The 13,596-nt window shown below is 46.7% G+C and carries 10 protein-coding genes and 2 pseudogenes; 10 read left to right on the top strand and 2 right to left on the bottom strand.

All coding sequences use genetic code 11. The features are described 5' to 3' along the window. The first annotated feature begins 168 nt into the window (after positions 1-168). The 4 genes and pseudogenes from FE784_RS20110 (at position 169) to FE784_RS20095 (ending at position 3,039) form a co-directional block, all read left to right on the top strand. The gene (locus FE784_RS20110) at positions 169-657 is read left to right on the top strand and encodes a DUF2798 domain-containing protein (protein WP_139604020.1); all 489 of its coding nucleotides are present in this window, start codon (positions 169-171) and stop codon (positions 655-657) included. Between the two features lie 521 nt (positions 658-1,178). Beyond that, positions 1,179-1,337, top strand: a pseudogene (locus tag FE784_RS20105) (DUF4358 domain-containing protein); the annotation flags it as partial. A gap of 208 nt (positions 1,338-1,545) precedes the next feature. Continuing rightward, a complete protein-coding gene (locus tag FE784_RS20100; protein WP_139604019.1) occupies positions 1,546-2,046 on the top strand; it encodes an NUDIX hydrolase in 501 nt (166 codons plus the stop codon). Between the two features lie 189 nt (positions 2,047-2,235). After that, complete coding sequence (locus FE784_RS20095) at positions 2,236-3,039, top strand: class I SAM-dependent methyltransferase (RefSeq protein WP_176706381.1); 804 nt, start codon at positions 2,236-2,238, stop codon at positions 3,037-3,039. On the opposite strand, the gene FE784_RS20090 is transcribed toward FE784_RS20095, so the two are convergent. Both FE784_RS20090 and FE784_RS41015 read right to left on the bottom strand, forming a co-directional pair. After that, complete coding sequence (locus FE784_RS20090) at positions 3,011-3,280, bottom strand: hypothetical protein (RefSeq protein WP_139604017.1); 270 nt, start codon at positions 3,278-3,280, stop codon at positions 3,011-3,013. The two genes, FE784_RS20095 and FE784_RS20090, sit on opposite strands and share 29 nt — an antisense overlap. Before the next feature lie 222 nt (positions 3,281-3,502). After that, positions 3,503-3,658, bottom strand: a complete 156-nt coding sequence (locus FE784_RS41015) for a hypothetical protein (protein ID WP_176706380.1) — start codon at positions 3,656-3,658, stop codon at positions 3,503-3,505. 227 nt (positions 3,659-3,885) lie between these two features. Between FE784_RS41015 and FE784_RS20085 the strand changes: the two genes are divergently transcribed. The 6 genes and pseudogenes from FE784_RS20085 to FE784_RS20060 form a co-directional block, all read left to right on the top strand. Beyond that, a complete protein-coding gene (locus FE784_RS20085) occupies positions 3,886-4,434 on the top strand; it encodes a phosphotransferase (RefSeq protein WP_139604016.1) in 549 nt (182 codons plus the stop codon). 13 nt (positions 4,435-4,447) lie between these two features. After that, the gene (locus FE784_RS20080) at positions 4,448-5,332 is read left to right on the top strand and encodes a phosphotransferase family protein (RefSeq protein ID WP_139604015.1); all 885 of its coding nucleotides are present in this window, start codon (positions 4,448-4,450) and stop codon (positions 5,330-5,332) included. A 65-nt stretch (positions 5,333-5,397) separates the two neighbouring features. Continuing rightward, positions 5,398-5,976 (top strand): annotated as a pseudogene (locus FE784_RS20075) (histidine phosphatase family protein). 320 nt (positions 5,977-6,296) lie between these two features. Continuing rightward, positions 6,297-9,098: a fibronectin type III domain-containing protein gene (locus FE784_RS20070; protein WP_139604014.1), complete on the top strand. Its 2,802-nt coding sequence runs from the start codon at positions 6,297-6,299 to the stop codon at positions 9,096-9,098. Positions 9,099-9,142: 44 nt separating this feature from the next. Next, a complete protein-coding gene (locus tag FE784_RS20065; protein ID WP_139604013.1) occupies positions 9,143-10,006 on the top strand; it encodes a DUF4179 domain-containing protein in 864 nt (287 codons plus the stop codon). Between the two features lie 110 nt (positions 10,007-10,116). After that, positions 10,117-13,596 (top strand): galactose-binding domain-containing protein (locus tag FE784_RS20060; RefSeq protein WP_176706379.1); only part of this gene is annotated, 3,480 nt, incomplete at its 3' end.

Below are 13,596 nucleotides of genomic sequence, written 5' to 3'. Positions count from 1 at the left end.
GATTATAGCCTTCCAAATGATGCAAACCTAGATTTATTAGGTGTAATGCAATCAGAAAATCATGTATTGCGGAAGCCGATTCATCGTCAAAATGTTCACAGACTTTTCACTTATGAGGAGTTTCCATTATCTCTATAATAACAAGGGTAAAAGAGAGGATGATGGAAATTGCCAACAACTAAGAAAGAAAGTTTTTATTTTGGGTTGATGATGTGCTGTGGGATGGTCGTAGTCATGACATTTTATAATTTATTTACACATGACTTGATTGGCACGGTATCCTTGAAAGGAATACTTATTCAATTGATTTTGGGCTTTCTTACCGCTTTCTTATTGGAATTATTTATTGTCGGTCCAGTGGCAAGAAAAATTGCTTTTTCATTACCGTATGACAAATCTAACAATGTATTTGTGATTGTATCCATTTCATTTTTTATGGTGATTGGAATGGTTCTCCTTATGTCTCTTTATGGATTGGGAACCGCTTACTTTTCTAACCACCTAACTGGAGAGTCTTTACTCGAAAGTTATTTTTCTTTCGTTTTTAAAAATTTTATTTTTGCTCTCCCTCTACAGCTCCTAATTGTGGGACCGCTTGTTCGGTATTTATTTAATAAATTCTTTAAAGATAAAAGAATTGTGGGATCATTAAGCTAAAACGAGAATGTCAGTACGAAAGAGTGGAGGTCGTGTGGCTTTTACTTGCCCACAATTGCCCATGTGGGAAAAAAACCAAAAAGGTCGAGTTCAGGGGCAAGATTAAGCCCGGACTCGACCTCATTTAGTCATGAGGAGAGAAAAAGGAATATAAATCCTTTTGTAATAGTTAGATTCGTATTCGTATCTGAACTTCCTCCATTCGCCCGGATCAACTCACTGGTTGAATTTCGAGCATCCTGAACGCTGTTTGATGGTTTGGAACATCACTCCTCTCAGTTTCCCGTAAGGTCGCCTCACGCCGATGCATGCCGCAGTCCAGCTTGCGCCTTTGTGCATCGCAACAAGGGTGCCGCCGCCGACTGAGCGGTGACTTCGGATTCATTTCGCATATTCATTCTGCAGGAACATATTCATTCTGCAGGAACATATTCAGTCGGGAAGCCCAAGCGAATCACCGGGTCTATAGGCCGCGCTGCGCCCCTAAGACCCGGTAGATTCCATTGGGCTTCTTTTTCTCCTCGCAAACGGTCAAATTCAAAGACTATCGCCCCGAAGAGTATTATCTGATCGAAAAGCATGTGCTGAAATCAAATGGCCCGTTCGTATTCTTCGCGGTTTTGAAGGACGCCGACCGAATGGAACGCGCGTTTGATGAAGCTTTGAAGCAAACGACATGAAGAACATGAAGAGCAAGCCGGGTTCGATCGAATCCGGTTGTTCGACTACTTGTATTTCTTCAGCTTCAGTGACCTTGCCTGAATCTTTGCTATCGTTTCATGCAACAAGTGAGAAAAACAGTTAGCGAGAAGAGAATTTCAATGCAAGCAATTATTTTCCATTATATAATAGATTACATATCTTTTGCCGAAGAAGGAGTGAGTCCAATTGTTTTATGTCAATGCCCGTGCCATCGTAGAGCGCGAACGCGATGGGAAAACCGAAATTATAGTTCAGACGCGCAACAAGCCGAACCAACCGAAACAGCTGGAGTTGCCGGGAGGCGGAGTGGAGCAGTTCGAGTCGTTGACAGAGGCGCTGCGCCGCGAAGTGAAGGAAGAAACCGGTCTCGAGGTCACTTGGATTGAAGGAGAAGATACGCGTATCGATACGGAAGGGATCAATCCGAATTTTGTTGTCGAATGTGTTCGGCCATTTGCCGCATACCAGACGATTAAGGGCGGAATCGATTCGGTCGGTTACTACTTTGTTTGCAAGGCGGAAGGCGAATTGCTCGAAGAAGGCGACCGCACGCAAAACCCCCGCTGGATCACCGTAGACGAACTGGCCGAACGGATCCACAGCGATCCGTTGCAGTTTATTAACATCGACTGTGCCGCCATCCTGTTCTATTTAAAACACCGCGTAAATGGCCGGGTTATTAATTGAATAGTTGTTAAGGTGAAATTGAATCTTTTACAGTACCCCGATTACTTGGTAACATATTTCCAATATTGGCGGCCTATCGGCGAACCTGGGTGGTACCGCGAGGAGTTCAGATCTCGTCCCTGAGACTATGGTCCTGGGGGTGAGATTTTTTTATTTCGAGTTAACGATCGTATGCTCGGGAGGGGTTACATGGACAGCGTTGAAAGCGTAAGAAGGTTTTATGACGAGACTGTAAACTACGAGTGGAAACGACTAGATCGCCACCAGGTCGAATATGAGCTTAGCAAACGCTATATAACCCGCTATGTCAGACCGAATGACAAGGTGCTGGACCTCGGCGGGGGGCCGGGAAAGTATTCGCTTTACCTTTCGCAGCTTGGTTGCCAAGTGACCTTGGCGGATCTTTCTCAGAACAACATAGACTTTGCGCTGAATAAAGCACAGGAGCTCGGACTGCCGCTGAACGGCTTGCGTGCGGATTGTCGCGATTTATCGGCTATTGAAGATGGACAATATGATCATGTGCTCTGCATGGGCCCGATGTATCATCTGAAGGACGAGCGCGACAGAGTTGCCACGATTCATGAATGCTTGAGGAAACTAAAGCCGAAAGGGACGCTTTTCGTGGCCTTTGTTTCTTCGTACTCCTTCGTGTGGGATTATCTGATCCAACATCCAAGCTTGATTCTGAACGAGGAGAGGCGAGCTCAGCTCAATGCTATAGTGGACGATGCGAACTTTGCCGGACAGGGGTTTTCGGAAAATTTTTTCATCCGCCCAAAAGATGTGCTTCCCTTTTTCGAACCTTTTCAACTGGAAAAGCTGCATCTGCTCAATTGCGAGAGCTTCTTATATTTGCGCGAACCGGAACTGCTTGGTCAATCGCAGGAAGTGGTATCCGCTTGGCTGGACTTGGCCGAGCAAGTATGCGAGCGTGAGGATTTGCTGAGTATGGCGGAACATTTCATGTACATTGGACGTAAACGGGAATAGCATTCTGAGAACATTTCCGATGTTCGATGTCCATCTCGTCCGCCAGAACCGACCACACTTTATCCCCAATGCCTGCCAACAGCTTTTCCGGTGTTTCCTTATGAAGCAATCGTCCTTCTTTCAGAACCAATATTTTGATAGACAAAGGCGTAGATGGGCTTATAATATTTCTCGTTAACACTTCCATCGCCGCTTGACTGCCGCCCATGATCTCCTCGGCGAGCTCCTGATCTTCAGGCATTTGACCACCTCACCTACTAAGACGAAATGAAATGAAAAAGGATTTAAGCGTGAGCTGTTATGACATTAATGATAGGATACTTTGACCGTAGGTACGACTGGGATTTTTTATTAAGGACATCAAACTTAATAGTACAGCGGAACAAAGAGACAATTGAACATGACAATTCCCCGCCAGCGTATAGCCGAGCGGGGATTGTTCTATTTGTACCTATAGGCTGGACTAGCGGCGCTTTCTTGTAAAATTGCCGATTACTTTACCGATTAATTTTTCCGGACCGAATTTCTTGCTGCGCTTGCCGTTGAAAAGACCCAGGTTGTCCAGACCGAATTTCTTGGATTGCTTACCGTTCAAAAGTCCCATGATGCGCTCAAGCATGCTATCACCTCCAGGTTCCTGATCCTATAGTATATGGAGGTTCGAATATAGAAGCACTACTATTATACCGTTCATATAGTCTATTTTTGTAGTATTGGAGAATGGAGCGGCGGCCCGAAATCAGTATAATCATTCTTTACCGGTTGAGTCCTAATTCTGTTTGGTATCATGTTCCATGAAGGAGCATTTGACCGCGTTCCGAATTTGAGGGAGGAGGGTCTATTCAAATGAGCCAAGCGAACAAGATGAAGATCGACGCAACTCTCGTGAAGCGGTTGATCGCCGAACAATTTCCGCAATGGGCGGACCATCCGATCAGGCCGGTCGAATCGGCCGGGACGGACAATGCGATCTATCGTCTCGGCGAGGATATGGCCGTGCAATTACCCGGCGTCGAATGGGCCATCGGGCAAGTTGAGAAGGAGCAACGGTGGCTGCCGAAGCTTGCCCCGCTGCTACCGCTTTCCCATGGAGACCTCCATCCGGGGAACCTGCTGGTCGCCCAAGGCCGACTACACGCCGTCATAGACTTCGGCACTCTGGGCGTAGGCGATCCGGCATGCGACTTGATGGTCGCGTGGACTTTCCTCTCCGCCGAAAGCCGTGATATATTCCGCGCAGCGCTGCCGGTAGACGACGCCACCTGGGCTCAAGGCCGCGGCTGGGCACTGTCCTTCGGGCTGATCGCCTATGCATACTACTTGGATACGAATCCCGTACTTGCCCGAATATCACGGGCACTATCGATGAGGCCCTTGATCACAAGAGCTTTTTAAAGTGAGGTTGTTCATGCTGCAAAAATATGTACAAAAAATTCTCGAAGCTTATCCGGATCTATTCATCCATTCGGTCACACTCAATGAAAACGGTCAAAACAATACTGTCATTGAGGTCAATAATACACTCATTTTCCGTTTCCCCAAATACCAACAAGGTATTGCCGATCTACAAGCGGAAACGCGGCTATTACAATTCGTAGACAAGCATATCACCCTTGATATTCCCAAACCTATCTATCTGAACCTCGAATCGCAGGTCGTGGGAGATGTATTTGTAGGCTACCGTATGATACCGGGAAGATGCTTCGACATGAAAACCTTTCACGCTATAAAGCGTATTGATCTGCGTGTTATTGCCCGACAGTTATCAACTTTTCTTATTGAACTGCATCGTATTCCTCTTCAAGGTGAGTTCATCGATCGTCTTCATCAAAACAATCCATACAAGTATTGGGAGGATATGTACAAGCGTATTCAAAACAAATTATTTCGCCATATGAGTAATGAAGGTCAACTACGCGTTAGAAAACACTTTGAACATTTTCTAAATGAACATTTTCTAAACAACGCATTGAATTTTCAATATGAACCGACATTCGTGCATGGAGACTTTGGCACGAGCAATATATTGATTGAACATACACTACCGAAAGTTGCAGGAGTAATTGATTTTGGCGGAGCACATATCGGAGATCCGGCCATTGATGCTGCCGCCATAATGAGCGGTTACGGAGAGAGCTTCTTACGACTGATGTATGAATCCTACCCTGGACTAGGAAGCGCTCAATCGCGGACAAATTTTTATATAGGCACATTTGCGCTGCAAGAAGCCCTGTTTGGTATTGAGAACAATGATGAACAAGCGTTTAAGAATGGCATATCCAATTATCAATGATCGTTTCCGATATAAAGCAGCACGGGTTAGTTGTGAATCATAAGTTTCTCTTCATGGAGGCTATTATGAGAACTTTTATTTACATGGTAAGACACGGCGAATCACCGAAGATGGAAGGAAATGAAAGAACAAGAGGGTTAACGGATATAGGGAAATCGGATGCTAATCGAATCACTTAATTATTGAAAGGAGAGGGGATCGAGGTTTTCGTTTCTAGTCCATACCAACGGGCTGTCCTAACCATTGAGGAGCTGGCTCGCTGCTCAGGACAAGAAATTTTAGTATTTGAAGATCTTAAAGAAAGAATTTTTTCTAATGAAGACAATCGAATGCCCGATAAGGAGCTATTCCCTTTATTGGAGAAGTCGTTCTCTGATCCAAACTTTTCCTTAACGGGAGGGGAGTCTAACGCAGTTTGTCAGAACCGAGCTATAGCGGTCTTGAAAAAACTATTAAAGATCTACCGAGGACGGAAGCTAGTATTGGGCACTCATGGGGCTGTAATGACTTTAATGATGGGGTATTATGACAAACGGTACGATTTGAATTTTTTATTGCAAACATCGAAGCCGGACGTATACAGAATGGAATTCAATGATCAGGTATTGGTAGAGGTTAAAAGAATGTGGAATATTACCCGGTAATACTAAAGTAACGGGACACGGAATGGTATCAAACCGCTCAAGGCTGCCGATGAGTTCGACGGCCTTTTGTCATGCTTTAATTCGAACTTGCTGTGGACATGGTTTACATGTGTCATAAGTTGTTCCAACAAAGTATAACTCAATATGAACTATGCAGATCGGACTATATATCGCATTGATTTCACAGGACCATTGGCAGAGGGTGTGTGAGTCGAATGGTGTTGAATATTGCGCAATTGATTAAAAATACCTATTCAAAAAGATCTCTTCTATAGTAAAATTATTCATTGATATACATTTTATACTAGGAGGGGAAATGTTTGAATGGTCTAAGAAAGAGGCTCGTATCTGCATTGCTAGCCATATCGATGCTCGGACAGGCGTACGCTGCTTACGCATCAGGGGAAATGGGTGCACAAGAAGTGAAAGCGCTGTCAAGTGTGGGGGATACTGTATACTCCCACAACCAATTCAATGATGTGTCCCGGCAAGTGTATCAGACAGCAGGTGAGAAAGAGAGGAAACTGCTAGAGGAAGATCCGGAAATCATCGGCGAAGCGATGGATAGGCGAACGCCAAACAGCAAGCATTACTTGCGCAAGGACGGGTCTTATAGAGCGGTTATAACGATGCAAGATCAGCACTATGAAGCAGAGGACGACAAACTGTATGACATCGATACTACCCTTTACAAGGATTCGGTACTGGACATGGTATATCTTCCTTTGTCCAAAGCGGGCGCGAAAGCGATAAAGGAACTTTCCGCTCTCAATAAATCCAGCCGTCTAGCCGGCAAGGCGCTGCAAGAGGAGAGCTTTAAAGCGCCTCAAGTCCCCTTTGATGCGACTCTCCCAGTACGATTCGGGAAAGGGTACTCCATTAACAAAAATAACGATAGTCTTACGTTTGTGCCGGTAGGGGGCTCCAACGTAGCGGGTGTTGTGTATGGGAAATCCGGATTGCTATATCCCAATGCCTGGAATCAAACCGATGTCACGCTGCAGGTGCTGGAAAGCGGGATTAAAGAGACCATCTTGCTTAAGGATGCATCAGCTCCTCACCGGTTCAGTTTCCAAGTGACGGGCCCGTTGTCGGAATCTCTGAGATCCAACGAATTTACGCTGCAACCGGCATGGCTGGTGGACGCTGACGGAACTTACCGCGATGTGGCGCAAACCCTTCGGGTGGAGAAGAACAAGACTTACTTGGATCTGACCGCAGATGTTCAAGGCCTGATATTCCCGATCGTAATTGATCCTACGGTGATTTTGACCTCCGCGATAAAAGCGGGTTGTACGGATGGCTACAACAACAGGTTTGTTAATTCAACCTATTTCAGCTATTACAACATTAATGGATGTAACTTAGACTATGGCGCCACGGCTATATATAAGTATGATTTATCTTCCATTTCCACGAATTATACAACATTTCAAGCTGCTTTGAAGACGAAACTTTTTTTGCCCGAGGATTATGATGATGAGGGTGTCTACCATGACTATAGTATTGATATTACAAGCGCAAGAGTGACAGCAGACTGGAATCCTCAAAACGGTGCTCTTGCACCTAGTTATTCGGTTTATCCTACAAATGAGGTACCTCCTATAAGGCAGAATTATGTATACGGAAAGGGATTTTATTCCTTTGATCTTGACGTGTCGCGAGCAGTTCAAGACAGCGTTACTTCCGGAGTGAATCACGGATTTATCGTCCGTGGGCAATTGGTTTATGGGAAGTATGGCGGAGACGGGTCATATATTGCCATCGGACCCCACGCCAGTCTTGAAGTGGTCTATAAATCACCGCCAAGTACACCCGTTATCGTGTCTCCGATCGCCGCGGAAGTAGTAAACACACTTTACAACATCGTCTGGCAGCCGGCATACGATTTGGATACGCCTCAATGGAATCTGCGTTATCAAGTCCAAATGTCCGTAAACGGCGGGGCATGGTTCGATCTGGTTGCCTTAACGAATCCGGGGGCGACTTCATATGCTTATAATTTTTCCGGAGCGTCCAGCACGACTTCCAACAAAGTTCGAATACGTACCTATAATGGGTCTTTATACGGGAATTGGGCCGAATCCGGTACTTTTACCGTTCTGGGTAATCGGCCACCCAATGCTCCGGCCAATCCGGTGCCGGGAAACCCTGCATCAGCGTCTCCTGTTCTCATTGCCGGGACGACCCCGACCGTGCAATGGACATTCTCGGACCCTGATCCAGGGAATGTACAATCCGCCTATCAAATCGTCGTTTACAATTCTAGTGGAAATCCCATACACGATACAGGATGGGTAGGCTCCGGAGGTTCATCTTATACCGTTCCGGCAGGAGTCTTGTCACGTGGGAACTTCTACTTTTGGCGAGTGAAGACTTGGGACAATTATGGTCTTGAATCCCCGCTTTCCGAAAGCCGTTACATGTTGCCGAACTCTCTGCCGTCGTTGTCGATTACATCTTACAACGATAACCAGACGCTATATACCAATGTTTTAAATTTCACATGGAATTACAATGATCCGAACGGACAAGCCCAATCCGCTTATCAAGTTGTAGGTACGCGGGATAATTGGGCAAGTTGGGCGTATAACTCCGGCGAAATTAACGGACCGGCATCCAATCATGTTACGGCGCCTCTGGCCCTCGGAACATGGAGTTTCGCAATTCGCTTGAAGGACGATATGGAATGGGGCGATTGGGCGTATCGCAGCAACATATCCATTCCTAATCTGGACGCAGGGCCTCCTACTATCCCGGAGCATTTCAGAGTAATAGGAAAGACGAGCAGCAGTTTTACGTTGGCATGGACAGCTTCGACGGACGATATCGGCGTGTCCGAGTACCTGATTTACAATGGGGCGACTTTGATAGGCACAAGCCCATCTACGACGTTTACAGCATCAGGGTTGTCGCAAGGGCTGCACGCGTTTACCGTGAAAGCGAAAGATGTCGTCGGCAACGAATCTTCCCCGAGTCGAACCGTCAAAGCGGCAATCGGAGCCCAAGGTTATTACTATGACGCATCCGGCAAGCTTGATTATATCATTCTTCCGAATGGTCAGACTCTGGACTACCATTATGATGCCAACGGGAACCAAACCGGAGTAGCATTAAACTAATCAGCGCTCTTTCCATGAATCTTACATATATGGAGGTTATAATCTTGAAACACAATCGAAAATGGAGCTCTGTCTGCCTGGCAGCCGTTATCGTTCTAACCGGCATCGGGAATATTTCTTCCGGCTTTGCCAATGAATTATTGGAACCTATCCTTAACAGATCGATACCCGAAAATAGTATGCAAATCCAAGTTACACCCCCTCAGCCGTCCGATGAACTGCTGCTGCAAACCCGCAGCGAGTCGGTGCCAAGCAAACCGATAAAGGCCTTGGAATCTGGAACAATGCAGCAAGGGATAGATCCGAATACGCCTGTAGATCAATATAATATTTCTCGGGAACAAGCGGATGAATTATTTGATCAAGGTTTTTCGATAGACGATATCTTAAAAGCCGATGAGTTGGCCAACATATGGGATGTCGATCCCTTCCAGCTCCTGGAGGAAAAGAAGCAATCCGAATGGACGAGTATCGAAAATCGACTCCAATTGGCCAAATACGGCCCGCTGGTAGATGAGTTGAAACGGAAACATTCGGATGCCGGCAAACTATTGGACAAAGAAACTCTCACTTTGGGAGAGCAATTTTCATTGTTGGCATTAGTGGATCAGTCTCTGGTGCCGGATATGAAAGATGCGCTCGATCGTTATCAAGCAAAGGGAAGAGTGGGAATAGCCGAAATTCATCGGGAGAATCGGTTTTACGGTAAAGTTTCGAAGACGAATATGGAAAAGTACGGATTAACGGACAAAGAGGTAATCGGGCTGCGTTTGACCGACGAGAAGCTGAGCCGTATGGAGCAAGCGTCTGGAAGCGCTGTGGCTGATTTATTGAAAAAGAGGAAAGATTCATTATCGCATCAAATACAGGAACAATTTGATGTTGCGGGAGGAAGCGAAAAGCCATGAGGTATACCCTTCTTCGCACAATTCAGTCGTTTCTTCTGTGCTTCGTTCTATTGACGGGCTTTTCTTCCACAGCCTTCGGAGCAGTCGACATTAGCGGCTGGAGCTTGAGGATGAATGGAGTAGAGATGCCCCAAACCATTAACGAAAGCAACAAAGCTCCTTACTTGGACCGCTACCGGAGTCAAGAAGCGATAGATCCGCAAAGCGGATCGTTATCGATTAACGTATCGGATCTGGTGCTGCCGGGTCGGGACGGATTGGATTTCGCGCTGACCCGTCACTACAACTCCAACCAAGCTCAAATGGGAGAGATGAAAGCGTCGTTTACCGATGCGGGAACGAACGGGAATTATTACAAGGACGTATACTACTGGTATTATATTTTAGTCTGGTATTCCAGCACGGGAAGCGGCCCGAATCAGGAGTTTGGCAGCAACTACAGGACTATCGAAGAAGCGCAGGCGGCTTGTCTTGCAAATGCTTCGAACTACGCAGACTATAGCTGCCGTCTGCTGGAAACGAATGGGGCTAATTATATTGATCCGGTGACCCATACTTATACACAAGCAAGATATGTCACTTACCGTAAAAACTTCAATGTAGCGAGTATTGCTGAGAAGACGAGTTACCAACGGGAAAGATTTGACTTGGGCGCAGGATGGTCGCTTGGCATTCCTTCCGTGCAGATCAAGAAAGCAGAGCCGGACAATGGAAACGAGATCCACTTCCATGACGGAACCGGCGCTGCCTACCGGGTGTACTTTACAGCTTTTTTAGACGACAGCAACCTGGAAGGATACCCCAGGGAAGACGTCAAGTTCGATCTTGATTCCGGCACATACTCGAACGGGGAGAAGACGTCGGTATATGTATTCATCACAAACGATAAACGAAAAACTTATTTCGCCGATGACGGCCGAGTATTGGGAATTGTGGACCGATTCGGAAACGAGATCAAATTTACACATATTAACCGTTCGGTCAATGGAAGCTCGTATCCGTATCTTAGTCAAATTACGGATAGTATCGGTCGGATCATCCAGTTTGTTTACGATAACGCAATCGATAATCCTACCTTCGCAGGCGACAATGTAACAGTTTCCGTAACTCACCCGGATGAGCTCGGAAAACAGCTTACGGTCAAATACACCAAAATGCGGCATATGGTGGACGGACGATATGAGCCTTATTTATATTCGGCAAGCATGAGCCCGGGTACTTCGGAGGAAACAATAACTTATTACCAATATGACACGAAAGAGCAGCCTTTCAGTTTTTACGGCAATTCCGCTTCGGTCTATACCCAACTGCTGACCGGGATCGTCTATCCGCATAGCGTCTCGCGTTATGAGTACGAAAGCTCCCATCGCCTAATGGGAAGCGGTTGGATGGATGCGTTCCGCATCAAGGAGCGTTACGATTTAAACCGTACGGGCAGCGGATTACCGTCCATTTCAAAATCAAATTTGGCATTACAGAAATCGGTTCAAGTATCTTCTTTTGCAGCAGATTATGACTCGGATAATGATACTTACACTTACTATAACGGACTTAATGTCGTGGACGGGGATACCGGCACGTTTTGGAGGCCGAGCAGCGCCCAGAACGAATGGCTTCATGTGGACTTGGGATCGATTCAATCGTTTAATCAAATTTTGATCCGTTGGCGAATGGGAACAGAATTCGCTACTACCCAATACACGATACAGATTTCGAACGATGCGAATAATTGGACCGACCTGGTTGCAATTCAAAAAAGCAACGGCATTGCCGACTATAGCAATAGTCTAAACGCGACGGCCAGATATGTACGCATCCTGTTCCAATCCATTCAGCATGAAATGACAGAACTCGAAATTAATAATTTCGGCGGCAAAAATCAAGTGGGGTACTATTATTCGGGTGACTACACCTATTACCCGAATAGCAATTTAGGTGCATATAAATCCGCGGCGATTAACCAAAGTAACCTCCAAACCGCGACATCCTTCAACGCGGATAGACAAATTAACAAAGTCGAGACAATCGCTTCGAATTTTGAAAGAAAAACGATGCTTCATCAAACGTTTCATCCCATATTCAAGTACAAACCGACTCGATCGGAATACAGGGATATGGTTGGGCATGTTGCTAACGATCAGTATGTCGATCGTACTTATACGAATTGGGGTGGATTGGAGAGCAATACACAACCTCTCGGCTATTATGATATCAACAATACGGCTGTTAAAGCGGACTACACCACGACGTATCAATACCATCCAAGTTATCATGATCTGCTTCAATCGCAGTGGAAGCAAAATGCGAATACTACGCTGACGGAATCTTTCGAATACTATTTTGATTATACAAATCCTGTGCTACTGGGCCGTCTCAAAAAATCAACCAACGCGAACGGCGAATCCGTCGATTATTCGTATGAGTTGACAGACGGCAAAGTCTCTAAAACGATCGCAACCCGAACCTTGGAAAACGGCAAAACGGCCCGAACCGAAACCGTTTACGGCCCGGCAGGCAGTTACGCTTTCCCGACCCACATCACGCAATTTTATACCGATGACAATAACCAGCCGCAAACGATGCAAACGAGCCGAACGTACAGTATGCTTACCGGGCTGCTGCAATCCGAGACGGCACCGGGAGGACGGGTGACAACGTACCGGTACGACGCTTTGGGGCGCCCGGTCTCGGTCAAGCAGCCGCCTGTCACCGGACTAAACGGCGCGACCTATGAAATGGAAGCAAAAACGGAATACGCTCCAAACCAAATATCGTCCGGATTCGATGCAACGAACGCCAACGTTCAAACGATGAAAGTAAAAACCTATACTTCCGTTCTAAATCTTTCGACCAACGGAGTAACGGTCTATGACGTGAGGGAAGCGTTCTACGACGGGTTTGGCAATCCGCTTTACCAGCAGCGCTACGACGACCAGCGCGGACAATGGATCGCAGAAGCGCAATATCATTATGACGCGATGAGCCGGCCGATCTACGTCGCGGACGCGCAGCAAAATGTGCAAACGATCGGCTATGACGCATGGGGGCAGATCGGGCAAGTGACGGACCCTTATGGCAATGTGTATAAAGCCGTGCGCGACTTGCTGGCGCGCAAAGAGACATCTTATATGGTGACGCCGGACCAAATAGGGAGTGCCGACGACAACGTCAAATGGAACGTGCTGGAGAAGCAGTATGACCCACTGGGACGTGTTACGTCCAGCACCGTCTACCCGAGCTGGCCGGACCGCAACAACAAGGTGCAAGCGTCCTATACGTATGACTACGTCGGCAATACCGTGATGACCACCGACCCGAAAAACCAAGTGACGAGCTACCAGTACGACAAGCTGAACCGACTCGTCAAGCTGATTGACCCGTTGTCGCAGGCGACAGACTATACATATACGGCGCTCGGTCAGCTAAAGGATACGAAGCAGTACGATGCGGGGCAAACGTATACGACCGCCAAAGCGTACGACGAGCTCGGGCGCGTGAAGCAAAACGTGGACGCAGCCGGTCAAGCGGACTTGCTGACCTATAACACGGTCGGCGACCTGTCGCAGAAACGGGATTTGAAGCAGCAATCG

This window comes from Paenibacillus hemerocallicola, assembly GCF_006265175.1.
In the GTDB taxonomy this organism is placed as follows: domain Bacteria; phylum Bacillota; class Bacilli; order Paenibacillales; family NBRC-103111; genus Paenibacillus_AB; species Paenibacillus_AB hemerocallicola.
Note: the sequence above shows the minus strand (reverse complement) of the source record. Positions and strands in the feature narration are given on the sequence as shown.

Bases quoted from the DNA above. Each gene is read 5' to 3' on its own strand.
- FE784_RS20080 (WP_139604015.1), top strand. From the start codon at position 4,448: ATGCTGCAAAAATATGTACAAAAAATTCTCGAAGCTTATCCGGATCTA.
- FE784_RS41015 (WP_176706380.1), bottom strand. From the start codon at position 3,658: ATGCTTGAGCGCATCATGGGACTTTTGAACGGTAAGCAATCCAAGAAA.
- FE784_RS20090 (WP_139604017.1), bottom strand. From the start codon at position 3,280: ATGCCTGAAGATCAGGAGCTCGCCGAGGAGATCATGGGCGGCAGTCAA.
- FE784_RS20085 (WP_139604016.1), top strand. From the start codon at position 3,886: ATGAGCCAAGCGAACAAGATGAAGATCGACGCAACTCTCGTGAAGCGG.
- FE784_RS20095 (WP_176706381.1), top strand. From the start codon at position 2,236: ATGGACAGCGTTGAAAGCGTAAGAAGGTTTTATGACGAGACTGTAAAC.